25 protein-coding genes and 1 pseudogene are annotated in these 25,539 nt (G+C 35.9%); 2 read left to right on the top strand and 24 right to left on the bottom strand.

What is annotated here, in order from left to right:
- Positions 1 to 418 precede the first annotated feature (418 nt).
- Positions 419 to 610, bottom strand: a complete 192-nt coding sequence (locus NST97_RS16110; protein ID WP_311066868.1) for a YjfB family protein — start codon at positions 608 to 610, stop codon at positions 419 to 421.
- Positions 611 to 751: 141 nt separating this feature from the next.
- Here NST97_RS16110 and NST97_RS16105 point away from each other — a divergent pair, with 141 nt between their 5' ends.
- A complete protein-coding gene (locus tag NST97_RS16105) occupies positions 752 to 1,003 on the top strand; it encodes a hypothetical protein (protein WP_341343466.1) in 252 nt (83 codons plus the stop codon).
- Positions 1,004 to 1,340: 337 nt separating this feature from the next.
- Here the strand turns inward: NST97_RS16105 and NST97_RS16100 are convergent, their stop codons facing one another.
- From NST97_RS16100 to NST97_RS16030, 15 genes are all read right to left on the bottom strand, one after another.
- Positions 1,341 to 2,441 (bottom strand): DUF2920 family protein, encoded by a 1,101-nt coding sequence (locus NST97_RS16100; RefSeq protein WP_341343465.1) that lies wholly within the window; start codon positions 2,439 to 2,441, stop codon positions 1,341 to 1,343.
- Between the two features lie 21 nt (positions 2,442 to 2,462).
- Complete coding sequence (gene pseC, locus NST97_RS16095; RefSeq protein ID WP_339210983.1) at positions 2,463 to 3,608, bottom strand: UDP-4-amino-4,6-dideoxy-N-acetyl-beta-L-altrosamine transaminase; 1,146 nt, start codon at positions 3,606 to 3,608, stop codon at positions 2,463 to 2,465.
- A gap of 14 nt (positions 3,609 to 3,622) precedes the next feature.
- A complete protein-coding gene (gene pseI / locus NST97_RS16090; RefSeq protein ID WP_341343464.1) occupies positions 3,623 to 4,675 on the bottom strand; it encodes a pseudaminic acid synthase in 1,053 nt (350 codons plus the stop codon).
- Positions 4,676 to 4,690: 15 nt separating this feature from the next.
- A complete protein-coding gene (locus NST97_RS16085) occupies positions 4,691 to 5,476 on the bottom strand; it encodes an amidohydrolase family protein (RefSeq protein WP_341343463.1) in 786 nt (261 codons plus the stop codon).
- 148 nt (positions 5,477 to 5,624) lie between these two features.
- On the bottom strand, positions 5,625 to 6,764 hold the full coding sequence (locus tag NST97_RS16080) for a pyridoxal phosphate-dependent aminotransferase (RefSeq protein ID WP_341343462.1): 1,140 nt from the start codon (positions 6,762 to 6,764) through the stop codon (positions 5,625 to 5,627).
- Positions 6,754 to 7,986 (bottom strand): ATP-grasp domain-containing protein, encoded by a 1,233-nt coding sequence (locus NST97_RS16075; protein WP_341343461.1) that lies wholly within the window; start codon positions 7,984 to 7,986, stop codon positions 6,754 to 6,756. Before NST97_RS16075 ends, NST97_RS16080 begins: the two co-directional genes overlap by 11 nt.
- 430 nt (positions 7,987 to 8,416) lie before the next feature.
- Complete coding sequence (locus tag NST97_RS16070) at positions 8,417 to 9,697, bottom strand: IS110 family transposase (RefSeq protein ID WP_341343460.1); 1,281 nt, start codon at positions 9,695 to 9,697, stop codon at positions 8,417 to 8,419.
- 81 nt (positions 9,698 to 9,778) lie between these two features.
- Complete coding sequence (locus NST97_RS16065) at positions 9,779 to 10,615, bottom strand: glycosyltransferase (RefSeq protein ID WP_341343459.1); 837 nt, start codon at positions 10,613 to 10,615, stop codon at positions 9,779 to 9,781.
- Positions 10,616 to 10,959: 344 nt separating this feature from the next.
- Positions 10,960 to 11,598: an RraA family protein gene (locus tag NST97_RS16060; protein ID WP_341343458.1), complete on the bottom strand. Its 639-nt coding sequence runs from the start codon at positions 11,596 to 11,598 to the stop codon at positions 10,960 to 10,962.
- A gap of 118 nt (positions 11,599 to 11,716) precedes the next feature.
- Positions 11,717 to 12,451 (bottom strand): glycosyltransferase family protein, encoded by a 735-nt coding sequence (locus NST97_RS16055; protein ID WP_341343457.1) that lies wholly within the window; start codon positions 12,449 to 12,451, stop codon positions 11,717 to 11,719.
- Positions 12,448 to 13,641 carry a UDP-4-amino-4,6-dideoxy-N-acetyl-beta-L-altrosamine transaminase gene (pseC, locus tag NST97_RS16050; protein WP_341343456.1) on the bottom strand — a complete coding sequence of 398 codons (1,194 nt, stop codon included), beginning with the start codon at positions 13,639 to 13,641 and terminating at the stop codon, positions 12,448 to 12,450. The genes NST97_RS16055 and pseC (NST97_RS16050) overlap by 4 nt, the downstream gene beginning before the upstream one ends.
- Positions 13,642 to 13,677: 36 nt before the next feature.
- Positions 13,678 to 14,649 carry a UDP-N-acetylglucosamine 4,6-dehydratase (inverting) gene (gene pseB, locus NST97_RS16045; protein ID WP_341343568.1) on the bottom strand — a complete coding sequence of 324 codons (972 nt, stop codon included), beginning with the start codon at positions 14,647 to 14,649 and terminating at the stop codon, positions 13,678 to 13,680.
- Between the two features lie 34 nt (positions 14,650 to 14,683).
- Positions 14,684 to 16,051 carry a motility associated factor glycosyltransferase family protein gene (locus tag NST97_RS16040; protein ID WP_341343455.1) on the bottom strand — a complete coding sequence of 456 codons (1,368 nt, stop codon included), beginning with the start codon at positions 16,049 to 16,051 and terminating at the stop codon, positions 14,684 to 14,686.
- Positions 16,048 to 16,410: a hypothetical protein gene (locus NST97_RS16035; protein WP_341343454.1), complete on the bottom strand. Its 363-nt coding sequence runs from the start codon at positions 16,408 to 16,410 to the stop codon at positions 16,048 to 16,050. The genes NST97_RS16040 and NST97_RS16035 overlap by 4 nt, the downstream gene beginning before the upstream one ends.
- A 2-nt stretch (positions 16,411 to 16,412) precedes the next feature.
- Positions 16,413 to 17,954 carry a motility associated factor glycosyltransferase family protein gene (locus tag NST97_RS16030; RefSeq protein ID WP_341343453.1) on the bottom strand — a complete coding sequence of 514 codons (1,542 nt, stop codon included), beginning with the start codon at positions 17,952 to 17,954 and terminating at the stop codon, positions 16,413 to 16,415.
- Positions 17,955 to 18,290: 336 nt separating this feature from the next.
- Between NST97_RS16030 and NST97_RS16025 the strand changes: the two genes are divergently transcribed.
- Positions 18,291 to 19,238 (top strand): endonuclease, encoded by a 948-nt coding sequence (locus NST97_RS16025; RefSeq protein ID WP_341343452.1) that lies wholly within the window; start codon positions 18,291 to 18,293, stop codon positions 19,236 to 19,238.
- A gap of 77 nt (positions 19,239 to 19,315) precedes the next feature.
- Here the strand turns inward: NST97_RS16025 and NST97_RS16020 are convergent.
- From NST97_RS16020 to NST97_RS15985, 8 genes and pseudogenes are all read right to left on the bottom strand, one after another.
- Positions 19,316 to 19,402, bottom strand: a pseudogene (locus tag NST97_RS16020) (flagellin); the annotation flags it as partial.
- Positions 19,403 to 19,779: 377 nt separating this feature from the next.
- On the bottom strand, positions 19,780 to 20,496 hold the full coding sequence (locus NST97_RS16015; RefSeq protein WP_341343451.1) for a flagellin N-terminal helical domain-containing protein: 717 nt from the start codon (positions 20,494 to 20,496) through the stop codon (positions 19,780 to 19,782).
- A gap of 195 nt (positions 20,497 to 20,691) precedes the next feature.
- A complete protein-coding gene (csrA, locus tag NST97_RS16010; protein WP_311066849.1) occupies positions 20,692 to 20,934 on the bottom strand; it encodes a carbon storage regulator CsrA in 243 nt (80 codons plus the stop codon).
- Positions 20,935 to 20,938: 4 nt separating this feature from the next.
- On the bottom strand, positions 20,939 to 21,373 hold the full coding sequence (gene fliW / locus NST97_RS16005) for a flagellar assembly protein FliW (protein ID WP_341343450.1): 435 nt from the start codon (positions 21,371 to 21,373) through the stop codon (positions 20,939 to 20,941).
- Positions 21,374 to 21,386: 13 nt separating this feature from the next.
- Entirely contained in the window at positions 21,387 to 21,956 is a 570-nt protein-coding gene (locus NST97_RS16000) for a DUF6470 family protein (protein WP_341343567.1), read from the bottom strand.
- A 317-nt stretch (positions 21,957 to 22,273) separates the two neighbouring features.
- Complete coding sequence (gene flgL, locus NST97_RS15995; RefSeq protein WP_341343449.1) at positions 22,274 to 23,146, bottom strand: flagellar hook-associated protein FlgL; 873 nt, start codon at positions 23,144 to 23,146, stop codon at positions 22,274 to 22,276.
- Positions 23,147 to 23,316: 170 nt separating this feature from the next.
- Positions 23,317 to 24,822 (bottom strand): flagellar hook-associated protein FlgK, encoded by a 1,506-nt coding sequence (flgK, locus tag NST97_RS15990; RefSeq protein ID WP_341343448.1) that lies wholly within the window; start codon positions 24,820 to 24,822, stop codon positions 23,317 to 23,319.
- A gap of 14 nt (positions 24,823 to 24,836) precedes the next feature.
- On the bottom strand, positions 24,837 to 25,316 hold the full coding sequence (locus NST97_RS15985; protein WP_066246862.1) for a flagellar protein FlgN: 480 nt from the start codon (positions 25,314 to 25,316) through the stop codon (positions 24,837 to 24,839).
- Positions 25,317 to 25,539: the final 223 nt, after the last annotated feature.

The raw sequence follows: 25,539 nt of genomic DNA, 5'->3' as shown, positions 1-25,539 counted from the left end.
GCCTTGCGCGAACCACATAAAAATATTCTCCTTCTATACATCTGGCAGAAAAAAGGGAGGCACTCGACATAAGCTCTTATCAACTTTTTATCAGCGGTAGTAAAATTTGTTCCATCTTCGGACAATGCTGCATTGCACCTTTGCAACACACCTTTATCTTTGTTGTTTCTATTATAACAAAACAGAAACAAATGTTCTGTATTTTTTAAACCTTTTTCTGTCTTTCACAATGAAAGCTGCGGAATGCCTTAAACATTTTCCTGATTGAGCCATTGAATCTTTTTTTGGATGTTGTCATTCAGACAGCTGCTGCCCGCAATCAGCGACTCGGAATTCCTTAAAAAGAAAAAACAGCCGCAACTCAGAAAGAAAATCAGGTTGCAGCTGCTTTTTCAAAGGAAGAAGATTTCAAATCTTTTTATCCTTTCAAATCAACAGTGTTTCCAAGATGCAGCTCAAGAGAGACGGCAGGCTGTGATCCCTTCAGCATTTCCGCAATGTTTTTCCCATTTTGTTCAGCGGTGTTCATGGCCAGCTTTAATACCGATAGACTTGCTTGCTGCTGAACATTTGATTGACTAAGTGCAACAGAGAGCGCAGCAACATCCATATGATCAACTCCAATTGAAAGTTTACTCCTTTTTATTATCGGCTGCTTTTACCAAATCTGAATTTTTAAGGAGAAAAAGTTTAATCTTTCAGGTTTCTTTTTATATAATATTGTTAAAAAAAGAAGGAGGCGGCAAAAAGAATGGAAGAGGTAACATTAAAAACCATCTTACAGGCTCTAAAAGATCATTCAGAGCATATCGACTCTCGGTTCGACCGGCTGGAAACGAGAATGGACGACCTCGAATCAAGAATGGGCAACTTGGAATCCAGAATGGATAGTCTTGAATCGAGAATGGACAACTTAGAATCGAGAATGAACGGTTTGGAAAAAGAAATGTATTTTTTAAGAACAGACATGGAGAAGTGCTTTAGCCAACAAGAAGAAAAGTAGAAGGCATAGCACTGACTTAACAGATACACAAGAAACTCTCGACTCGTCTCCACCAAAACGTAAAGCATGACAAAAAACTTAGGCAATTATAGGTTTGTTTTCCCCATTGAGAGAGCAAAAGCATTATTGCCAAAAAATTCCACATGCTGCATCCACACGAAAATTCCCAGCAACTCTTCTTTCCTATCGATCTTTACAGAAATGTTTTTTAAAAAGAATCTTAGATTTTCGTATTAACCGATAAATCATGTCAAATTTTTGACCATGAAAATTGCAGGCTGACTTTTATGACTACTTTCAGGAGAGCATTATCCCCCTTAATTTCGCTTATGTCTTTTTAAAGTTTTTTCACAGTCATTACCGGCAATCCTTTATCAAAATCAACTCGATACTCAAATTGATGGCTATTAATAATAGTATTAGGATTACGTTTATGTTTTTCTTTTTTATCCCATTGTACTTGTTCCATTACAAATTTAAACATTTCTAAAAAATCAGCATTTAAACCATGTGTGGTTGAATGAAATATTTTATGATCAACCTTTGATTGGTCAATCAAATAAAAATTTGTTTGACCCAAACCTTTGCAAAAATTCTCTTTTTCTTTGATTGATACTAAATTATCGTCAGTACCTAAAAAAGAATAAATTTGCGCATTATTTATGAATCCTTTATATAAATTTGATAATGTTAAGATATTTTTGTCTTTGACCAAATCTTTTGCTAAATAGGAGAATTCGATGTTTAAAGTCAATTTACCATAATATTTATGAAGAAAACGGTTTGTATATAAATACTCTGGCTTCATCCAAGCAGAATTATCAATAATGAAAGTAAATTCATTTGGCGCCATACGATTACACAGATAAGCTAAATAAGCCCCGTGTGAATGTCCATATGCAATGACCTTATTGACATTATATTTTAATTGATTGTCATTTAAAATAATTTTTACAGCAAATAATGCAGTCAATAAATCCAATGCCTGCATGAAACCCATATCATTAAAATTTTCAATATTTTCATCTAACAATTCATGAAAAGGCAGTGATATTGGATATTTAGCAAGAATTGTAATAAATTCTTCAAAATTTTGAATGGATTTTAATTTCATTAAATCAACATCTTCAATAACATCTTTAAAATCTGTAAGTGAAAAATTTAATTTCACTCTCTTAGAATCCTGCATAAACTCGCTTCCAAAATAATCGCATTGTATCGTAATCAAATTATATTGATCAGCAAATTGCTGTCTCATTTTTTTATAAACATTAGATTGACTATTTGCTCCAAATCCAGGTATAAGTATTAATAATCCTGTATCTTCATTTACGCCAGTTTCAGGTTCCGAGAAGTATATATTAAGTTGTCTTCCTTTGTTGTTTCCTGTATAAATACTGGGATGAGCAGGAATTTTCAATTGGTGGTTCTTAGCCATTTTTTCACCCAATTTCTTCGTTTAATAAATATTTCTTCTCACCGCTTCGATAACATCCCTTACATCCTCATCTGTCATTCTAGGGAAAATCGGCAATGTTAACGCTTGTTCATACCATTGTTCCGCTTTTGGGCAAATCCCTCTTTGATATCCTAACTTCTGGTAGTACGGATGCCAATAGACAGGAATGTAGTGAACATGGACGCCAATATTTTCGGCGCGAATATTTTCAAAAATTTCCCTTCGGCTCCTTGCCAGCCTATCCAGTTTTAATTGCAGCATATATAAATGCCAGCCTGATTTCGTTCCTTCAAGCTGCTTTGGCAAGACAACACAATCCAGATCTTTAAAAGCTTCATTGTACATGTTGGCAATTTCCCGGCGACGCTTAATAAAACGATCCAACTTGTCCATTTGTGAAATCCCTAACGCGGCTTGTATATCTGTCATACGATAGTTGAAGCCTAAATCAATCATTTCATAATACCATGGACCTTCATCCCTTGATAAATTTTGATTAATGATGCCGTGGGAACGAAAACGTTTTAGTTTTTCGTAATATTCCTCGGAATCGGTGACAATGATTCCACCCTCTGCAGTCGTAACCGGTTTTACAGGATGAAAGCTAAACATGGTCATATCCGCAAGTGTGCCCACTTTTCGACCTTTATACATTGCTCCGAGGGAATGAGCACCATCCTCGATCACCACAAGCCCAAATTCATCAGCTATCTCCATAATGGCATCCATATCAGCCGGCTGGCCGGTAAAATCAACCGGGATAATTGCCTTCGTATTCGCTGTAATCTGTTTTCGTATTTCTTTAGGATCAATATTGTATGTCCGTTCATCTATATCAGAGAAGACAGGCTTTCCCCCACAATAAAGAACTGCGTTTGAAGTAGCTGCAAACGTTATCGGGGTTGTTATGACTTCATCTCCCTCGCTGATCCCGGCAGCAAAACAGGCTCCATGAAGAGCCGCTGTTCCATTCGAAAAAGCAACGGCATATTTCGCTCCAACATAATCGGCTACTTTTCGTTCAAACTCTTCAATTTTTGGTCCTTGCGTTAAAAAAGGCGATTTTAGCACAGCTACGACCGCTTCGATATCTTCATCCGTAATCCATTGTTGTCCGTAGGAAAGGAAAGATTCCCTTTTTTTCATTGTTCCACCTTCATTTACAACAATATGTCCCAACTTAATGGTGTTCCTTTTTTTACATCCTTTTTCACGGTTTTCCCAAGAATTAAGTCATAATATTTTGGTGGTAATCCATAACCAGGACGAATAATTTTAATACTCTCTTTCGTAAATTTTTCTCCCGCTTTCATATCTTTCGCAACATAAATCGATCTTCTAGATTTTAACGAGGCTTTCTCTTTTTCTGTTGGACCATACTTTACTTCACCTAAAGCCTGCCATGCCCTTTCTGTTTCAATTACCAAAGCTTTCATTTCTTCTGGTTCCATTGAAAACGCAGAATCTACCCCACCATCTGCTCTTGATAAGGTAAAGTGCTTTTCAATTACTGTTGCTCCTAGCGCAACACTAGCCACCGCGACACCTATTCCCATCGTATGATCCGATAAACCAACTTCACAATCAAATAATTCTCTCATATGCGGAATGGTTAGCATATTTGTATTTTCAGGAGAGGCTGGATAGGTACTTGTGCATTTCAAAAGAATTAAATCCTTACACCCTGCCTCTCGAGCTACACGTACAGCTTCATCTAATTCTGCTATCGTTGCCATTCCCGTTGAAATAATCATAGGCTTTCCTGTAGAAGCTACTTTTTTAATTAATGGTATATCTGTATTTTCAAAAGAAGCAATCTTATACATCGGTACATCTAATTCTTCTAGAAAATCAACTGCTGTTTCATCAAAGGGGGTACTAAAAGGAATAATTCCAAGTTCTTTACATCTTTCAAAAATTGGCTGATGCCACTCCCAAGGAGTATATGCTTCTTTATAAAGTTGATATAGCGATTTTCCTTTCCAAAGATTCTCTTCGTCACTTATAAAAAATTCTCCATGATTTATATTTAATGTCATTGTATCAGCAGTATATGTCTGTAACTTCAATGCATCTACACCACACGCAGCTGCGGCTTCAACAATTTGCAAAGCTCTTTCTAAAGACTGATTATGATTCCCCGACATCTCGGCAATAATAAAAGGCCGATATCCAAGTCCTATTTTTTTATGACCAATTTGTATCTCTTTCATAAAAATTCCCTTCCTCTAACGACTATTTGTATTAATATTAAAAAATCTCATAAGATTTTCTCCAAAAGGCCCGACGCCTATAAAATCTCCGACAGAAATATCTAATAATCGCAAACTTTTATATATATCAGAAAATGTGTACTCAGGAAAATCAGAACCCAATACTATTCTTTTTTCAAACGTATTAAAAAGAAATTTGATATCTTGTCCAATTGAGCTTCCAGCAAATCTAGGTAAAGTTAATGATAAGTCTAAAAGCACATTTTCATATGAGCGGATAATTTCTGAAGTTGGTAATAACTCATAATATCCCCCATGAACTAGAACGATGCGCGTTTTTTTATTATTTTCACATATTTCATGTATCACATCGTACAATGGGCGTTTCAAGGGGACTGAAGGCGGACGGTGAAGAGTACAGATAAAACAAACCAAATCATGTTTACCCGCAATCTTTAGTACTTTATCAATTTCTGTTGAATCCAACGATAATCCACAAAAGCGTGGATGAATCTTAATCCCCATAAACCCCTGTTGTTTAAAAGTTGAGACCTCCATTTCAATCTGTTTATCATTTAATCCCTTTGGATTAAACGCTGCCACAGGTATAAATTTATTAGGATATTTATGATAAACTTCTAACACAAAATCATTATCATTAAGAGGAGGATTCCCAACCAAAACAGCTTTATCCACTTGGGTTTTGCTCATCTCTCGTAACAAACGTTCAAGGCTTGCATCATAATTTTTATACATCCAAACTCCATTCTTTGTAATATGTGTAAGACCATCGATAATCATTATAATCCCCTTCTCTTTTATAAACCCCTTGATTTCCTTATACGTATCATATCTTTCTAACAATTCGATTTTGAATGCAAAATAGTTTTTAAAAAATATAACCAACAATCAAAATAAAAGCTGTAAATTAGCACCAATTAACACTATATTAAAATAATTTTTCTTTATTTACTATACCAATAAATTCTTTCAACTTTTCATAGGAAGTAGCCATAGAAATTCGAATATAATCATCTAATCCATATGCCACTCCTGGAACAGTAGCTATACCAAAATTTTCGAGTAAATAGCTAGAAGCATCATTAGAATCTTGATATTTATTCCTAATATTTATCAACATATAAAATGTACCTTTAGGATTATTAAAACTTGATTTACAATTTACATTCTCTAATATAAATTTTTTTCTTTCAAAGTAAATATTTCTATACTTCTTACTAATTTTTTCGTATACAGATTTACTCAACATACTCAGAGCTTTCTGCTCCAAACTTCCGGCACATGTAGCAATATGTTGATGTATTTTTAATACATTTTTAATAATTGTATTGTTTGCAATAATATAACCAATTCTCAATCCTGTACACGCTAGTGACTTTGAAACACCATTTATAACAATTACGTTAGAACAATCTTTTTCCTTAATTTCAATAAAAGAATTAAATTCATCAAAAACAATAGTAGAGTAAATTTCGTCTGCAATTAAATATATTGAATGCTGTTTACATAAATTGTACAACTTGATCATATTTTCTTTATTCAATATATATCCAGAAGGATTATTAGGATTATTTATGATAATTGCTTTCGTTTTTGAACTTATCTTGCTATTTAACAAATCCCAATCTACCGAAAAATCATTTTTACATTCTACTATTATAGGTTTTCCGCCACAAAGAGTAACAATATCAACGTAACTCACCCAATAAGGCTTTAATATAATGACTTCATCTCCAAAATTCAATAGCGACAATAATAAAATATAAATGGCATATTTAGCACCAGGAGTAACCAATATGTTTTCAATGTCATAATCATTTTCAATACCGTGCCACTGTAATATTCTCTCTCTTAATTCCTCAATTCCTTGTTTATTGGTATAATGAGAATAGCTTGTTTTTACAGAATAAAACAAAGCCTCTTTTATTTCTTCTTCAAGCTCAAATTCAGGCTCACCAATAGATAAATTGATTATATTCCTGCCACTGCGCTCCATTTTTTTTGCAATATCGTTTAATTTCATGGAAGCAGAAGGGATTAACTTATTGAGCATTAAATTATACTCCACATTCATCACTTCCTAAACTGCTTAAGACCTCAAATCTTATACTGTATTCTAAAATGTTTGCTTTATTATAAACCTCTTCCCAACTTCTACCGTAACTAATAAGATAACCAATTCTTGATCCATCATTTACCATCACACCAATATTATCTCCAATGTTAACAAAAAAAACAAACTCAATATCATTCAAGCCTTTTATAATACTTTCCATTTCCACTATATTTATTAACTTTCCCTCATTTGCACTAAAAAATCTTAATATACATGGATTTTTTTGAATACGATCTATACTTATCTGATTTCCTAAACTTAAATCTATTGACAATCCCACTATGTCTAATCCCGTTACAAAAGGTAGTACTTTATCAAATACACCAAATCCTCCGCTTCTGGTTGTAGTTTCAATTATATATACTTTATGATCTTTGTAAGAATAAATAACTTCTGTATGTGTAATAGTATTTTTAAAATTACAAGCCTTAATAAAAGTGGTTACTGTTTCTTCAATAATATTTCCAAGATTATTTACAAGCGGTGAGTTATAGAATAGTTCTGTAGAAACTGTATGGTTATTAAGCGGTTTTTTCTTTTCCGAGATTGCTAAGGTTTTTATTTCTCCATTATATACAAACGACTCTACAGTAAATTCAATTCCTTCTATCATTTCCTCAACAATTATTTGAGCATCAAATGAAGAAAATTTACGAGCTTCCTTAATTGCATTTTGCAATTGTGCTTTATTTTTTACAACATTTACTCCTCTACTCCCAGCACTATCAGAGGGCTTAACTACACACGGAAACATCAATTGATTAGCGTCAAATTTATCTTCTACATTTTCTCCCAAATTCAAATAAAAAAATTTCGGACTAGGTATATCAAGAGATTTTAAGATTTCCCTTTGTTTTATTTTGGATGTAGCTATACTTACATCACTAATAGTCAGTCCATTCAATCCAAGTTTATCATTTATCAGTGCAACTGTTCTTAGCGCATACTCAGTCGCAAAACTTATACACCCCACCAAATTAAAATTTTTTTTCTCGATTAAGTCCAATATTTGCTTGTAATCTTTTATATCAATATTGTAAAACTCATCACAAAACTTTCTTCCTACACATTTGTTATCCCCATCAATACCAATGACATAATAATTTTTCTCCTTTAGTTTACGTATTCCACTTAATTGAAATTGACCAGCCCCTATAACTAGAACTTGATCCATTGTTATAATCATACACTCCCTCTATATACTTTAATTTTCTCCCGAATACTCCCGTCTTCTCTAAATTTCATTGACACCTAATAGTTGATCCACCGAAAATCATGGTGATAAATTGAATTTCTTTAAATTCCTTACAGATGGGGGGACATCCTATCAACCAAACTGGTATTGTTTGGTAATAACAGTTATGACCGTGCGCAAAATCTCCACTCATCTCACGGTCGCTAACCCTCCCATGTATCACCGGATTGAGATCCATACATTCCTTCGTCCTGCGTATCCATGAGGTGGAGGTCGGATAAGCTCCTCGGCTGGGTCATAAGCCCGTATGGTAAAAATAAACTCCGACTCGGCACTATTGGTGTTTGTCTTTAGAAATACTTGAAGTATTCGATCGTAATTTAGTTAATATGTTGGTTAATAAATCGGTTTAAGCAACTTGTAATGTAATTTGAGGTAACCCTCGCAATAATTTTGAACCATCAAATTCACACTGTTTTTGACCAATGACAAATAAGACACGTAATAGCTTACAACACAAAGCAATGAGGGACTGTTGCTTTTTTAAAGGCCTTTCAGATCGTTTTGTATAGTATTGATGTAAAGCTTTAAAAGTTGGATTATGGGCAACGAGTGGCCGAATCGCTAAGTACATAGCTTTACGCAGCCTGCTTCGTCCCCGTTTCGTTATTCTGGTTTGTCCTTTAAATGTTCCAGAACTATGCTCACGTAATGAAAGGCCTGCCAGATTAACTAATTGCTGAGGGTGACTGTACTTTGTGAGATCACCCACTTCAGCGAAGAATAGAGCGACTGTTGTAACACCTAACCCAGGAATATTCATCATTTGCTTAGCACCTGGGATCGTTTCTACAAGAGCTTCTAGCTCCTGATCCAACTCTTCCAACTGCGTTTGATAAAGCTCATATTGGTCAATCAGATATTCCATTTCACGTTTGGCAAACTGAATCCCGATTTGAATTCCAATGCTCTTTTTGGCCGTTTCTACTAGTTTCGTTGCTCGCTTCATTCCAACTGCTCGTTGTACAAATGGCTTCCATTTTGAGAGAACCTCTTCAGGTGTCATTTCTTTCATTTGAGAAGGAAATGGAAACAGTTTTAGCGTGCAAAGAGCTGCTTTTCCTTTCCAATCTCCGAAAACATCGAAAAACTCCGGAAAATAACGTTGAATCAAATTTTGAATACGTCCTTCTGTGATGGCAAGCTGTTGAGTGAGCTGATCTCTTATTTTGACGCCTTCTCTTAGTTCCGCGTAAATACCGTCTAAGAGATTTGGTACGGAGTATCGGCCGTCTTTTATCAGCTGTGCAATCACTCTGGCGTCTTTTGTATCGTTTTTTGTTGGAGAGTTGTCATCAAGCTCTTTGCTTTTCTTTACATGCATCGGATTGACTAGCACAAAGTCATAGCCCTTTGCGGTAAGAAAATAAGCGAGATTTAACCAGTAGGGTTCGGTTGGTTCAACCCCAAAAATCACATGGTTCTTATCATTTTCTTGTTGGTGTCGATTCACCCAATCTAAAAGCATTTGGAAACCATGTATGCGATTTTCAAAGATCAAGCGTTTTCCAAATTCAATTCCTCGATCGTCTTGTGCCCGTGCCACGTGTTTGTCTTTGGCAATATCAATGCCGATTATTAATGTTGATGGTGTGATTTGCGAGATTTTTCGATTTTGAGTATAATTCATTATTGAGTCCTCCTTGGTAACTTATTAATTCGGGGTCAATGCATTGACACCCTGTACTATACCAAGAGGGCTCTTTTTGTTTCAAACCTCAAATTTCTTCATTACAGGAATGCTCCTTGAAAGTATAATATCTGTAATTCTCTCCGTACCTTTTCCATCCACAAAATCTGAATAACTATTGAAGATATTAGCCCTAAAATTAATGTCAAGACAACTATTAACTAAACTATCGAACTCGCTTAATTCAAATAAATTTATCCTTTCCTTAATAAAATTAATGAACTTCTCTTCTAAAGTATGTTGAGGAATTGCAATAACAGGATTTCCTATATATATGGCTTCTAATAGCGTAGTCCCTCCCCCACAAATAATAATGTCACTATGGGACATAAACTCTCCAATCTTAGGGGTAGGGTCAAGAATTTCTGCTTGTTTCGAATATAATTCTAAGATTTTTTCCCTATCTTTATTCATCAAACCTAAAATCACTCTTACATTAACTTGATTAAAGTTAATACTTTCCAATGTCTTCAACGTATTAGAGCTAGGATCTTCTCCTCCAAACGTAATAAGTACATTAGGTTTTGTATGATGAAAAGCTTTTTTAGGTTTTCTACTTAAAACTATTTCATCTTTTAAAATAAAATATTTAATTCCTTCGTAAATTTTTCCCTTAAATATATGCTTTTCTTGATTACTTTGATCAAATAAATTAATAATTATATCAACAATATTACTACTGTATTCAAAATAATCAAACGCAATTAATTTCTTAGTAATATATTTACAATTCCTTAGTACATGATGATTAGGTTTTATAGAATCATATAATATAACATCATACATTTTACTTTTATCTAACTTAGAGAATTGAACCTGTCCACCTAAACCGGATATTAATTTCTCAGCCATTTTCATGTTATTACATGTTAAAAAAATCTCATGTTCTGGACAAGAGACTAACAAATGATTATATAAGTAATACATTCTTAATACATTTCCTGTTCCAAAATTTTCATGAATCTCCGGATATAAAAGAATTTTCATAACTTTAAAATATACGCTCCCTCTTGAACATCCTGTATCTATATAAATGCAGATTGATTTTCCAACATAGATAAAACGTCTCGACTGCTCTTTTGTCTAACTTAAACGCCTTACTTATTTCGATTTTTCAATCTGAATTTATACATAATAACAAGAATAAAACTAGAGCTCCCAATAATACATGTAACTTATCAAACTAGAGATTTTTTATAATTTTATTTGTTTAGATATTTTTTTAAACAAACAGTTTCATAAGTACTCATTTTTCTTCTATCTATACAGTCAAACCAAATATCTTCTTGCTCCTCAATAAATTCTAGCTTTTTATAGAACTCTTCATTGTGTTGGTCCTTAGGAATAATAACAACACCAGTGTCATCACAAACAGCAATTGCACCATCATATTTTTCTCTTCTCTCTCTGATTATGTCCTTACTTAGAGACTTAGATAACTTTTCATTAAAACATCCTATAGGGGTAAATCCAGTACACCAAATTGGCCAGTTTTCTTTAATAAGATTTTGTGCATCCCTCAACTTACCAGTAACTACTATTGCAGCTGCTTGTCTGTACAATAATACATACTTTGCTACTAATTCTCCAAAAATCGCTCTATCATTACAATCAAACACTTCTACAAAAACAATATCTCCTTCTTTAACTTTTTCCATTTGCTCATGTACATCCCAATTACTTTCTCCGTATGCATATGCCCAAAAGACATTTCCAACACAAAAATGACCTCTATTCACCGCTTGTACATCAGGAATTGCTCCAGTTTTACCAAGACAATCTGCTACTTCTGTACTAGACACTTTATTTCTTTTGATATAATCAATTATAGCTTGTTTCAAAAATATTCCCTCCTTCATCACCCACATCATACATCATAAATCCATACATCATTCTCTTAATCTTCTATGAAAAATATCGACAATAAAATATGACCAAATCTATAAAAACAAATCACTTCTAACTAATCTTGAATATGCCCTTTTGCTTAATGTGGCTATTAATTTCAAGCCATTCTGGGTTCTTCTCGAAAAGCTCTAGTATATCCTCCATTGTAAATTCATTATTAAATGGATAAAGTGTAGTTATTATCTTTTGGATTAATTTAAAATCCTCGGGAGTATCAACAGTCCAACGATAGTGACTCATGTCGGTTATACAAACGACTTTACCTAAATTATATATATCGGGATTTAAATAAATAAATGGGGTGACATGTTCACGTTCATATTGTTCTACAGCTTTATGATACGCTTCCTCTAATACTCTAAACGAAAAAACTTCTGTATCCATACCTCGTGGATAACTAGAATTTGATACATAATCATATTTCGATCTATTATTGACATAGTATGTGATTACTTTATCAATTACTTTGGGATCAATAACAGGACAATCCGAAGTTAATCGAACAACCACATCTACATTAAACTCTGTTGCAGCTTCATAATAGCGTAATAACACATCCTCTTCCGAACCACGATAATAAGGAATCGAAAGTTGCTGGCACAGTTGAACGATTGGATTATCACTTTCTTTTGTGGTTGTAGCGATAATAATTTCATCAATCGTTTTTGATCTTTTTACCCTTTCAATTTGATATTCAAGTAATGTTTTACCGAGTACTTTTTTTAATACTTTCCCTGGGAGTCTTGTTGAACCCATCCGTGCTTGAATAATTGCAGCAACTTTCACGCTTTCACCTTCTTATAATAGTCTATTGTTCTCTTCACTGCATTGATTACATCATTGACATCTTTTTCACTCATTGCAGGGAATAAAGGTAACGTAATCATTTCTTCATATAGTTTTTCAGCGTTCGGACAAATTCCTTTTTTGTAACCCAATTGTTGATAATAAGGTTGGAAATAAACAGGGATATAATGAACATTCACACCAATATTTTGTTGTTGCAGTGCTTCAAAAATTTCACGTCTTGATGCTGTTAATTGATCTAATTTTAATCGAATAATATATAAATGCCAGCTTGATTCTCCATCTTTATGTTGAAACGGAGCTATAATTTCCTCAATATCTTTGAATGCTTCATTATATATTTCTACATACTTCCGACGGAGTTCAATAAACTTATCAATCTTCTTCAGCTGACTTGTACCTAACGCTGCTTGAATATCGGTCATTCGATAATTATATCCAAGAAACTGCATTTCATAATACCAAGGACCATGATATTCATTTAGTTTTTCTTTTTCACGTGTAATTCCGTGAGAGCGGAATTGCAATAATTTTTCATAGTATTCTTCATTGTTCGTGGTAATAATACCACCTTCACCCGATGTAATATGTTTTACCGGATGAAAGCTGAACATGGTCATATCACTAATGGAACCGACTTTTTTCCCTTTATATGTCGCTCCTAAGGCATGAGCAGCATCTTCAATGACAACAAGGTTATACTTTTTAGCAATTTCTAAAATGCGATCTAATTCAACAGGTTGACCTGTAAAATCAACAGGGATAATAGCTTTTGTTTTATCCGTAATCTTTTCCTCAATTTTATTCGGATCAATATTATAAGTTTTCTCATCAATATCCACAAAAACAGGTATTCCACCTTGATACAATATACAATTGGCACTAGCGGCGAAAGTCATTGATGTTGTGATTACTTCATCACCTTCACCAATACCAGCCGCGAAACAAGCACCATGGAGTGCTGCCGTGCCATTCGAAAAAGCGACTGCATATTTAGCACCGACATATTGGGCAACCGCTTGTTCAAATGTTGAAACATACGGACCAGTTGTTAAGTAATCTCCTTTTAATATTTCGACAACAGCTTCAATATCATTATTATCAATCCATTGCCTTCCATAAGGCAAATATGAATTTCGAATTGGCTCAAAAACCATCTCTTTCTCCATGTAATCATCTCCTAAAAAACTAGTAGAAGAAATGTTTTACATTTCTTCTACTAGTGCTCGTAGCTCTTCTACCGTTAACCACTCAGTATTTGTATCACTTGTATATTTAAAACCTTCTGGAAGAGATTTTCCGCCTTTAACGGATTCTCTTGACCACCAAGGAAATTCCGGTTGAATAACATAGTATGTATCAAACTCAACAGTATGCCTTGCATCATCCTCTGTAATCATCGCTTCATGTAATTTTTCTCCTGGTCGAATTCCAACAATCTCGATTTCGCATTCCGGAGCAATCGCTGTGGCTAAGTCTACCACTCTCATACTTGGAATTTTCGGAACAAAGATTTCTCCACCACGCATCCGTTGCAAACTATCTAAAACGAATTGAACACCTTGATCAAGTGTAATCCAGAAACGAGTCATTCTTTCATCTGTAATCGGTAATTTACCTGTATGACGAATTTTCTTAAAGAAAGGAACAACACTTCCACGGCTACCAACTACATTTCCATAACGAACTACGGAAAATCTTGTTTCCTTATCACCAACATATGAATTAGCCGCAACAAATAGCTTGTCTGATGCTAATTTCGTCGCTCCGTAAAGATTTACTGGACTGCACGCTTTATCAGTACTTAGTGCAATCACGCGTTTTACTCCTCGATCAATAGCTGCTTCAATCACATTTTGAGCACCATGGATATTTGTCTTAACAGCTTCAAACGGATTATATTCACAAGCTGGTACTTGTTTCATAGCCGCTGCATGGACGACATAGTCAACGCCATCAAACGCGCGATATAGACGAGCTTTGTCTCGTACGTCTCCAATGAAAAAGCGGATTCTTGGATCCGTATATTCCTGTGCCATTTCATATTGTTTTAATTCATCCCGGCTAAATACAATCACTTTTTTTATATTGTATTCTAAAATTCGACGAACAAATTTTCTTCCAAATGATCCGGTTCCTCCCGTTATTAAAATCGTTTGATTGGTTAACCATTCCATCATAAATTACTCCTTTGAAGTATAAATTGTAAAACTACTGATTTCCTAAGCTTTTTATTGTTTCATCAAATGGGAATTCTGTTAGTTTTTTTGCATTTGAAACAATGTCTGAAATCGGAACAAAATGTGCCCCTTTAATCACAGCACCTTGTTCAGCTGTATTTTTTACAATAACATGTTTGGATTCTGTTATTTTTCGTTCAAACCATCTGAGGTAAATAAATAAATTTCTAGTGGTTTTGACAACTGACCCGTTATTCGAAGGGATGGAAAAGAGTCTTTGTTCTGTGGCAACACGCACTCCTGATGTTGAGTGTGTAGCATGGCTGCGATCTTTTGCATAAGCCAAATCCTGCCCTAACAAAACAATTTCAGAAAATCCCATTTTTATTAAAATATCAAAAGCTGTTGTGGCAACTGAGCCACCGGTATCAACCAATTGACAGCCATTTTGCTTGGCATACATTTCTGCTTTCGGATATCCCTTTTGAAACGCAGCAATCTTTAAACCTTTATGATATCTCACTGCTTTGTAGCAAGCAGTTGACAAATATATCAGCGGTTTTGACAAATTCAATCCTGCCAATTGTCGATAAACCTCATTTTGAGGGTCTGAGATCACAACAGCATGAGGTTCAATTCCTTTCGTTTTAAGCACTTTGTATGCTGAACCTACAGCTAAAATAAAATATTTCTTTCTTAACTCTTTCAATGCATCAGCAGTCTTATCCAAAGAGGGCCCAGAAGATACTAACACTGCCTTTTTTCCCTTGAACAAGTCAAATAGTTTATCAACAGTTATATCCATATAGTTCAAATTGTTCCAGAAGTTTTTTTCCATTAAAGAAGAAAATCGATGAAAAGACATCTCTTTTATTTTGATTTCTTCTAATATTTGTTTTAATGGATTGTTATTGGGCAATGCTTTGACAAATGGATTAGGAATTAACCATTTAACTTTATATTCTAACAATTCATTTAAAAGATTATTTAATTTTGATATATCCTCCAAAAAATAAATATTTACATTAGGATGAGAAAGAATATCAGTTAAATCTAATGTTTCTAGTGCTGCTTTAAAACACGTTAAATAAGGTTCTATAACAAACACTCGTTTATTTGGCTCATTTTCCAACAAAACTTTCACATGATATCCTAGTCCAAATCCGAATAAACAATACCCATTTGCATCTGGATCCAATTGTGATTTAATAAATGTCTCTGCATCTTTCATTGGATTGTATTGGCTATATAAATAATGACCATTTAATATTAATGTTGGAAGACCATTGATTTTGGATTCTTGAATACTAATTTCAATTTTATCATTTGCAGATTTTAATAATTGTTTTTTCAATTGTCCATTTTTAATTGAATTCATATTTTTTTTAAATAGACTCAATGCGGATCTTCCTCTATCATGCGAAATCTTTTTTTCTTTGCTTCCTCAAAAAAGGGCTGTATTTCATATTCAAACATATCCGCCACAATGACGTAGTCTTGGCGCTCAATTCCATCATTAATTTCTTTCAAAAATGGATTAATATGGCTAAAATTAATATCAATTGTGTATTTGTGACTCTCCATTAACTCAACTACTTTTGTCAACCAATCCATTCCTTCACTAAACTGAACAATAAGTTGTATGGCCTCACCGATCTTATCTTCACGTAAATAATCTGCAATGGTTTGGGATCCTGTTGCCACTCTTTCAATATATTGATAAAAGCTTTCTTGTGTTTCTAAAACGATATTTGTCATTTTCATCCCTCAATATCAAATGATTTCAATTTATTTTCAATTTTATTTTTTAAATGTTGGAAGAACGATCTCGAGTCGGAAGCCGCCTCTTTTAGCCTAGTATATAAATCCAATGAACGAGCAAAAATTCGCTGAAAAGTTTCGTGTTCCAATTCGTTCTCCTTTGGAAGATAGTTTTGGAAAGTATTTAAAACAATAGGCTGGGCAATTAATGACATCATTCCTTCATCAAAAATTGGTTTTAACTGTTCATCAATTTTATCTAACTTTTTTAAAATTTTTGCATCAAACGCTGTATCAGAAACATTTCTTTTCAGCAACAGCACTGCTTCCTCAGCAAGGCGCTGTACTTTATCATGCAATCTTATTTCATTTTCAATTCGGATTAAAAACTCTTTCCATTCCTGAATATCTCTGTGCGGATATGAATCGATATCAAACATTGGTACATTTTTATTCGTATCTACATATCTGTCGAAAAACTCTTGGAAAGAAAGTTGTTGATAGCCCTCCAGCTTAACTCCACCTTCTGTACAATTGTAAATTCTTTCAGGCTGTGAAAAAGTTTGAAGTAGTCTTTCAAAATTATGCTTCATTGTAAAAAACGTGTAATCTGTCAATACTTGACCACCATAATACCCCTCTGTATAGAACAGTCCTCTTTGTTTAATATATGTTTCATCAATTTTTCTGAAATTTTTATTATGTTCCGCATGTGTTTTGTTATCGGTATAGGCCAAATCTTGACCAATTAATGCAACAGGCCCCGTTGAAATCATATAAGCTATATTTAATGCGAAATTGGCGACAGAAGCGCCCCCTAATATACCATCTATTTCTTTATTTAATAATTTTTGTGCATATATTTTTAAATCATCATCTATGTTAGATATAAATACAAGCGATCTTCGATTGAATCTTTCTCTAATTTTCTCATGGTTAGATAATGAATAGATTATTCTTGCTTGTTTTAGCTCTATTGTTTCAAAATGCCTATAGTTGTTGATTCCTCCATCAATTGTAACAATAAAGTCAGGTTCAATATCATATTTAAGAAGCGAGTTAATCGTTGATCCGGAAGATATCAGCAAAATGTGCTTTCTCACTTTTTTCAATAAAGGTATTTGCTTTGTTAGCGACGGGCCGCCGGAAGCAACGACAACTGGCACATTATAAATATGTTCTAAACATTTTAAAGGCACATCATCATATGCATAAAATAAATTTAATGTAAAGTTCTTTTGCCATTCTTTTGAAAAATATTTAATTGTATTTATATTTACTTGCTGCATATAAATATGATCTTTGACTATTTTTAATATACTATGATAATAGCTTGAACAAATTTTATCGTAATTAGGAGAACAAACAACAGAAACTCTTTTACCGAATGTATTTCCAAAAGGTTCATAAATTTTTTCAAAAAGCTCTTGATCTTCTCCTTTAATAATGATGCATCGCTCTAATTGATTTTCTTTTTCCAGCAGTTTATCGGCTAAAAATTCGATAGGCTCAACAATAATTAAAAATTCCTCTTCAGTCATCTTTTCACTTAAAGCTTTCGCAATATATCCTGAACCCACGCCAAATAAAATATGAAGATGGTTCTTTTTATAATGGCGTTCGGCAAATTTTGCAGCCTCTCGAATCGGGTCATACTTGCTGTGTAGGTAATAATTGTTTACTTTATAAATACGATGTCCGCTTTTCGCAGTTTCCTCGACGATTTCGTACTCTTTCAGCTCATTGTCCATCATTAGCACCTCAATTATATTATCGGCTGCTGCTATATTTTCTTAATACCCTTATCGATGTTTAATTATCTAATGAGAGTATGTTATAATCAAATAAGAACAAACGTTCTATATAAAGGAGGCCGTATGAATCATACAGACATTCTCCTATGCAATTACGATCATAAACTTCTTGAAATGTTAACCGGGAAGTTATTAGGTGACGGTAATATCACCATTCAAAAAAATCGCAAACCGCGGTTTCGTTTTGGGCATTCCATCAAAGATCGGGATTGGTGTGTGCACTGTTACCAAAAGCTTGCTGGCTTTTTGCCGCTTAATCCTCCTAAGTACCGAAGAGTCATTGACAGTCGAATAAAGGAAGGTTTTTCTGAACTATATTATGTTCAATCCAAAACTGACCCTATTTATGTCCATCTCAAAGAGATTTGGTACAACGATACAGTAAAAGTGATACCAAAAGAATTTGTTGAAAAACTTATGACACCGTTATCTCTTGCTTGGTGGTACCAAGATGACGGCCATTTAAAAATGAAAGGAAATATCCCACAGAAAATTATTCTCTCAACAGAATCATTTTCACAAGAGGAAATTCTGTTTTTACACAATCTGTTACTCAATAAATTTCACTTGAATTTTTCGATCGACAATAACAAACGGCTTGTCCTATATAATCAACGTTCCATTTTAGCCTTCCTTAGTCTTGTGAGGCCTTATTTGTCGAAAAGCATGAAAAGAAAAGACATTTATCTGGAGAATTTAAAGAAGGAAGACTTGCCTCTTAAGAAACGGACCACTGTTTATTTGCTTAAACGAATGGTTTTTCATAAACCAACTGCAGAAATTAGAAAAATATGTAACAGCTTGCCTGAAGTCTTAAATATTATTGAACCGAAATTACACCATTTTTTAAACACGGTCGAAAAGAAACGGGATCTTCCTCGCAAACCATATCAAATTGAATTAAAAAGAGAAGAGCTATTTCATTTAACAATTTTTCAACAAAAAACCGGATATACAACAGGAGAAATTATTGAACTCTGTTATGAATATTTAAATGGCCGGCTCAAATAAATTATTACAATTCAGCACAGCTTACAATAGCAGCAAAAGAGACCTTGGATATCCCCAAGGTCTCTTTGATTCTAAGATTATCGGAGTAATTGAAGCACTCCCTGCGGCTGTTGGTTAGCTTGAGCCAGCATAGCTTGCGCCGCTTGCATTAAGATATTATTTTTAGTGTATTCCATCATTTCTTTCGCCATCGTGCGAACATTTGCTTTCGCAAATGACTAGACTATATCTTCACCCGCTAGCTTAACGCTAGTGAGGGGCCGGGCACTTCGGGGAATTCAGAACGATGGAAATTCTGTTCCCCTACGGACTTCATCACCATAGCGCATGCGCTTTAGGTGGTATGTCCTAGTCGTTGAACCTTCTCCACCCTTTCGGGACAGGAGCTTGGCTGCTGGTTGCCCAATCCTTTGACTTTTCAAGCCATCACGTCTGCCGTTTCCAGCTCCGTTGTGGCGTCAAAGGCTCTAAGGGTGTTCCAGCAATTCACCCGGTGATACTCCTAGCCGTTTCCAGCTAGGACGACTCTGCCTGTCGCCGCTTACGCAGCTAAGGCATAATCAACGTCACGGATACGTGATTCAGCAGCAGTTAAGTTTTCTGCAGTTGCGCCAAGGTTGTTGATGGTGTGTTCTAGGCGGTTTTGAACAGCACCAAGTTTAGAACGTTCTGTCGACACTTTTTCAATTGCTTTATTAATTTTAGTAATCGCATTATTTGCACTTGCTGCATTCGTTACTGCTAAAGCATTTATTGAAAGCGCAGCTGCATCCATAGTCGCAATTGTTAATGTAATGGATTGACCACTGTTCGCTCCAATTTGGAATGCTTTACCAGAGAAAGTACCATCTAAAAGTTTTTGCGTGTTGAATTCAGTGTTTGCTGCAATACGGTTAATTTCAGATACAAGCGCATTAATTTCGTCTTGGATTGCTTTACGGTCAGCAGTTACGTTTGTATCGTTCGCTGCTTGTACGGCAAGTTCGCGCATACGTTGAAGGATCGCATGAGTTTCATTTAATGCACCTTCAGCTGTTTGGATTAAAGAGATACCGTCTTGCGCGTTTTTCGATGCCATTTCTAGACCGCGGATTTGGCCGCGCATTTTTTCAGAGATGGCAAGACCTGCTGCATCGTCGCCAGCACGGTTGATGCGGTACCCTGAAGAAAGTTTTTCAAGGTTTTTCGCAGTTTGTGTGTTGTTAAATGAAAGTTGGCGGTAAGTGTTTAACGCCGAGATGTTGTGGTTAATTCTCATGATTTTTTCCTCCTTGAATTGTTATTTTTCCACGTCCATGTGGTATGAAAAGAGCCGCGTCGGCCGCCGCTGCTCTTTACATGTTTTATATCGGATTGTTTTTTTGATGTTTAATAGGGTTTAAAGAAAAAATAGGACTTTTTTAATAGAAAAATAAAATGGTTGAAAATTCTTGTTTGGTTACGGTTTTCCAGCTCAAACCTCAGGTTTATTTTTGTTGAGCTTTTCTTGAAAATGTTTTAACAGGTCAAGGTCGGTGCGGGAAGCCGCGCTGTTTTCTGTTTGAATGGCGTCATATATTTCCTTTCGGTGGATGTCGATTTGTTTTGGAGCTTTAATGCCGAGTTTGACTTGATCGCCTTCGATGGCGGTGATGGTAATTTCAATGTTGTCGCCGATAATGATGGATTCGTTCAGCTTTCTTGTTAAAATGAGCACGGCTTCACACCTCCTTCTGTTCCATAAGTGGATGCTTTGTTTTATAAGTAGTGCCTGCTAAAATCACTTGCTTGGCCCGTTTGTTTTTCTGGTTGATGACGACCGGAGCTAGCAGATTGGCGGTTGTGTTTTCGAACGGGTCTTCTAACGTTAAAATTACATAGACAGCGACATCTTGTTCCGACTCGATTTCCAGCTGCTCAATCGTCGCATCGTCTAAGTCGATAGCATAGTCTTTGAAAAATAAAAAAGGAATTGTCATGACAAAAGCAAGTTCCTTTGTGTTGACCGATTGCAAAATAAAAAATGGCGATTCGGCGCCAAATGGCAAAAGTACAAATTGCTTTTCATCTAAAAATCCCGGGATTCCTGATGGAAATTGGATGATGCTGTCGCTTGCGGCTTCTATTTCGCCATGATATTTTGTCTCTAGTTTCATGTTCTCACAACCTTCATATGTTCATTTCAAAGTTTGGTCCTTTAAAGGTGAGGTTGGCAAAGTCGATTTTTAATTTTTGGTATTGGGCGATTTTTATATCGACTCTGCCACGGTCGTAATGAATGATCGGCTTATTGGGAATGGCGCGAAATTCAGCCTTTTTCAAATGCCAATTAATATCAAGCTTGCTTGGTTCGTAATCAAAATTCACACTGAACAGCGATGGAATCCAGCCGACATTCACTTCATACATCGGGGATTCGCTGTTTTCTTTCGCTTGATCAGCCAGCGGGCTGCCGCCGTTTTCAATTTTCATCAGTTCATCTCCTTGCTCGGCGCGGCGGGCAATACCTTCAAGCCAAGCTTGATAGCCTTCCTCAGCTATTTTTTCAATGAAACGGAACGTGTCAGCTAAATTCCGGTCTTCCCACGCTTTCGTTTGATCGATAGTCAATTTTCCAGGCGTGCGGTTGATTTCCACCGCTACTTTCGCCGGCTGCAAGTCGACATCCGCTTTCGGCTGTTTGATCGACTGCTTTCCAGGAGTAGTGTTGATCGCAATTTTCGCCATTTGGCTTTCCATTCTAATTTGCGGCAGGAGCATTCCTCTCACCTCGACTGACAACATAAGTTTTAAACAGAAAAGAAATTCTCATCTTAACTCCGTTGGTGCAAACCAACAAACAATTTTTATTGGGTTTCAACTATTACGATACAATTAAAATTCCTCAATGATAGGAACAAACTATATACTAAGAACAATGCAAAATCTAATTAGCCGGGAATTGAAATTTCTTCGATAAAAACTGTGAACCCTTTAGAAGCAGGAAAACATGGGGCAAAAACAAAGTCATAACGATGAACAAAAAGGACCTTTATGCAGGTCCTTTCTCTCTCACATTATCGCAAAAAATCAACTAAGTTTGGCTGAATGATGCGGGCGCTGACAGCAAGCGCTGCTCTGTGCGCGCTTTCTTGCTCTTTCAAGTCGATGATGACTCGTTCAATGTCGGCATCTTCATTGTCTGACAAAATTTTTGTAGAGATTACTTCCTGTTGACCGATGCGGTTTTCCATCTGCTCGATCCGGTTGTAACGGGCGCCAAGCTCAGCCCGTTCTGCACTGAGAGCATCAATATGGTCATCAAGCTGGCCGAGCAGGGTGTCCAAGTTCGTTGTGTCGTTGTTTTCCAAAGCATTTTGAATGTCTTGAATTGTATCAAACAATGCTTGGTTAAAGACATTGTCAGGCGTTATATTCACTTGGATTTGAATGTTTTTTGAAAGCTCGATTTTAAACGGTTCATTGTTGTTATTAACGACAGGCGGGTCACCGCTGACAGGCGCTGAGTCTGTTTTCGTTCCATTAAAAATATAGCGGCCGGCCACTTGTGTGTTGGCGACAGCAACAAGGTCGTCTTTAATTTGTTTCACTTCGCGGGCAACCGCATCACGTTCGTCTTCTGAATTTGTACCGTTTTTTGCCCGAATCAAAAGCTCGCGTATTCGTTGCAGCCCTTGGTTGGCCTGTTCTAGTCCCGCTTCAGAATTTTCGATCCAAAGGTAAGCCTCTGATAAATTTCGTTTATATTGTTCAACTTCCTTTAAGTTTGTCCGATAGTACAATCCTTTCATTGCTACAACGGGATCTTGGGACGGGCGGGTGATTTTTTTTCTTGTCAACATCTGATCTTGATATTTTCCCAGCAGTTCATAGCTTTTACTTAAATGGCGGAGCGAGTTTTGCGCAAGCATCGATTGAGTGACACGCATATGCTGCACCTCTCTTTCATTAAATAAATTTTTTGTATGAATTCATAACGTGCAAATAGTACATTCCTTATATGATTTGCACTTCATCGCCTTATTTCATTTCATACATTCTGAACCCGACAATTTTTGCTTTCATTTTCTACTATGGTTATTCAACAGTCAATTTTACTTTATCTCCCGACCAGTCCCATGCCGTTTATAATTCGGTCTAAAATTTCATCCTGCAAAGTGATCATTCTTGCTGCGGCGTTGTACATATGCTGGAATTGGATCATGTTTGTCATTTCTTCGTCTAATGAAACGGAGCTGACGGATTTGCGGCGTTGTTCAACAGATGAAACTAAGGTTTCTGAATTTTCCTTCATCCGCTCCGCTTCTTGCGTCATAACAGCCATTTCGCCGATAACAGCTTCAAAATAACTTTGAAACGAAGTATTTTTTACTTCAGCAAGCTTCAGCGCATTTTGGCCGTCGCCGATTTCTCCTGTAGCAGAAGCTGCAATTCGATCGCGATTCATATCATCCGATACTTTAATGGCAGCCGCAGCGCCTTTAGGAGAGCTTAAACCTCCGAGATCAAAGAAATCGCGCTGTGTTTGAACGCCGTTGTTTATGTCCTCAAGGTTCCATCCGTTTCTGTGGACAGTGTTAAATGCGTTCGCAAAATCATATGCCATTTGATCTAAATCTGACATCATGCTAGGATAGATGCCGCGTTCAATCGTGCTGCCTATGTTCGTATAGCCGTGCGCCTCGATTAAGCCTTTTAAACTTCCATTGATGTTTAAATTTTCAACAAAATCGTCTGCCCCTATCGTTCTTCCACCAACAGAAATAGATTCGATAAGACCGTTCGTCTTGGATTCATTGAGGCTAAATTGTCTTACTTTGTATCTATTTCCGTCGACAAGGGTGATTGGCGGTTCGAAGCCAGCAAGCTCGACAGTTACTTTTCCTTCGGCTACTTTCAAAGCGTTGCCTCCGCTTTCAACCGGCGTCACTTTAATATCAATATAAGAAGAAAGCTCATCCAATAATCGATCGCGCTCATCATACAAATCGTTTGGCAAATAACCATTCGGTTCTACTTCGCCGATTTGTTTGTTAATTTGGTTGATTTGCTCAAGCAAAGAGTTAATTTTCGTTGTTGCGACATCGAGTTCATTGCGTAAATCTTTCTGATTATGCTTTAATGATTCCGCCAAATAATTGAACGTTTCTGTAACAGCTCTTCCGCGCTCAAGGACAACAGAGCGGGCGCCCAAGTTGGAAGGATTGGCCGCCAAATCTTGCAGCGATTGCCAAAAGCTATCCATCGTTTCGTTCAAGCCTGTCTCGTTCAGCTCGTTCATCACATCTTCCATTCTCGATAATGCGTTGAATCTAGAGCTCCAGTAGCCAAGCTTAGAATTTTCGCCGCGATATTGTACATCAAGATAGCGGTCGCGGATCCGCTGCACTGTTTGTGTATCCACCCCTGTTCCAAACTGCCCAGGGATATCAGCTCGAAAACGGCCTGGTGTCGGATACGCTTGCTTTTGCACAAGGTTTACCCTCTGCCGCGAATATCCAGGTGTCTCGGCATTTGCTACATTATGTCCAATTGTATATAAAGCGCTTTGTGCGGCATACAATCCGCTTCTAGCCGCTTCCAGTCCAAAAAATGTTGATACCATTGCGAATTCCCCCGTTAAATTTTTGAATCAAACCATGAACGCCGTTTCGATTGCTTCGATTCTTGATTCGGATTCGTGTAATTCGGCGATGCTTCCTCCGGCATGAAAAGATCAAGCGTTAAATTCACAACCTGCAATGCTTGCAATGCCAGTTGTTGATTGACAAAATTCGCGTTTTTCAAATTAGCCAATACGTTTGTCAATTTTTCTTTTAGATTTATCAACCGTTCTTTATCCTCATTTTCCGCTTTTTCAATACAGGCGGAAATCGTTAAATCGTCTTCTCTTTCTAAAAAGCAAGCCGCTGCTTTGATCCGTTCCTTTTCAGCATTTTCAAGCTGCATTACATATTTCTGCTCTTCCTTTAAAAGCTGCATTAATTGATTAACATCATCTTTTTTCAGCAAATCCGTTTTTTTTACTGCCAAGTTATACAATTGTTCATGAATGATTAACTGCTTTTCTAAAACGTTAATTAAATTGGCAAGAGACACGAAAACGTCCTCCCCGCAAAATTCAATACAATCATATTTACCGGTACTTCGTTCAAAACATTGACAAGATGATCCAAAGCCGGACATGAAAAATAATTTTTTGTTGTAAAGATGAAGATGCTAAAAATGCAGAAATGTACAATATAGTTGCCCAGCACATTTTCATTCTGTTCCAAATCAAAAATCAAAACAGGCTGCTTCGTACGCAACCAAATCAAAAACC

It is taken from the genome of Aeribacillus sp. FSL K6-1305, assembly GCF_038050115.1.
In the GTDB taxonomy this organism is placed as follows: domain Bacteria; phylum Bacillota; class Bacilli; order Bacillales; family Aeribacillaceae; genus Aeribacillus; species Aeribacillus composti.
This window is presented reverse-complemented; position numbering and strand designations above follow the sequence as displayed.

Bases quoted from the DNA above. Each gene is read 5' to 3' on its own strand.
- flgK (WP_341343448.1), bottom strand. From the start codon at position 24,822: ATGGTATCAACATTTTTTGGACTGGAAGCGGCTAGAAGCGGATTGTAT.
- NST97_RS16075 (WP_341343461.1), bottom strand. From the start codon at position 7,986: ATGGATCAAGTTCTAGTTATAGGGGCTGGTCAATTTCAATTAAGTGGA.
- NST97_RS16000 (WP_341343567.1), bottom strand. From the start codon at position 21,956: ATGGAAAGCCAAATGGCGAAAATTGCGATCAACACTACTCCTGGAAAG.
- NST97_RS16110 (WP_311066868.1), bottom strand. From the start codon at position 610: ATGGATGTTGCTGCGCTCTCTGTTGCACTTAGTCAATCAAATGTTCAG.
- pseC (WP_341343456.1), bottom strand. From the start codon at position 13,641: ATGGAGAAAGAGATGGTTTTTGAGCCAATTCGAAATTCATATTTGCCT.
- NST97_RS16085 (WP_341343463.1), bottom strand. From the start codon at position 5,476: ATGATTATCGATGGTCTTACACATATTACAAAGAATGGAGTTTGGATG.
- NST97_RS16100 (WP_341343465.1), bottom strand. From the start codon at position 2,441: ATGGCTAAGAACCACCAATTGAAAATTCCTGCTCATCCCAGTATTTAT.
- NST97_RS16070 (WP_341343460.1), bottom strand. From the start codon at position 9,697: ATGAATTATACTCAAAATCGAAAAATCTCGCAAATCACACCATCAACA.
- fliW (WP_341343450.1), bottom strand. From the start codon at position 21,373: ATGAAACTAGAGACAAAATATCATGGCGAAATAGAAGCCGCAAGCGAC.
- flgL (WP_341343449.1), bottom strand. From the start codon at position 23,146: ATGCGTGTCACTCAATCGATGCTTGCGCAAAACTCGCTCCGCCATTTA.
- NST97_RS16030 (WP_341343453.1), bottom strand. From the start codon at position 17,954: ATGACTGAAGAGGAATTTTTAATTATTGTTGAGCCTATCGAATTTTTA.
- NST97_RS16015 (WP_341343451.1), bottom strand. From the start codon at position 20,496: ATGAGAATTAACCACAACATCTCGGCGTTAAACACTTACCGCCAACTT.
- NST97_RS16065 (WP_341343459.1), bottom strand. From the start codon at position 10,615: ATGAAAATGGCTGAGAAATTAATATCCGGTTTAGGTGGACAGGTTCAA.
- pseI (WP_341343464.1), bottom strand. From the start codon at position 4,675: ATGAAAGAGATACAAATTGGTCATAAAAAAATAGGACTTGGATATCGG.
- NST97_RS16025 (WP_341343452.1), top strand. From the start codon at position 18,291: ATGAATCATACAGACATTCTCCTATGCAATTACGATCATAAACTTCTT.
- pseC (WP_339210983.1), bottom strand. From the start codon at position 3,608: ATGAAAAAAAGGGAATCTTTCCTTTCCTACGGACAACAATGGATTACG.
- pseB (WP_341343568.1), bottom strand. From the start codon at position 14,649: ATGGAATGGTTAACCAATCAAACGATTTTAATAACGGGAGGAACCGGA.
- NST97_RS16035 (WP_341343454.1), bottom strand. From the start codon at position 16,410: ATGACAAATATCGTTTTAGAAACACAAGAAAGCTTTTATCAATATATT.
- NST97_RS16105 (WP_341343466.1), top strand. From the start codon at position 752: ATGGAAGAGGTAACATTAAAAACCATCTTACAGGCTCTAAAAGATCAT.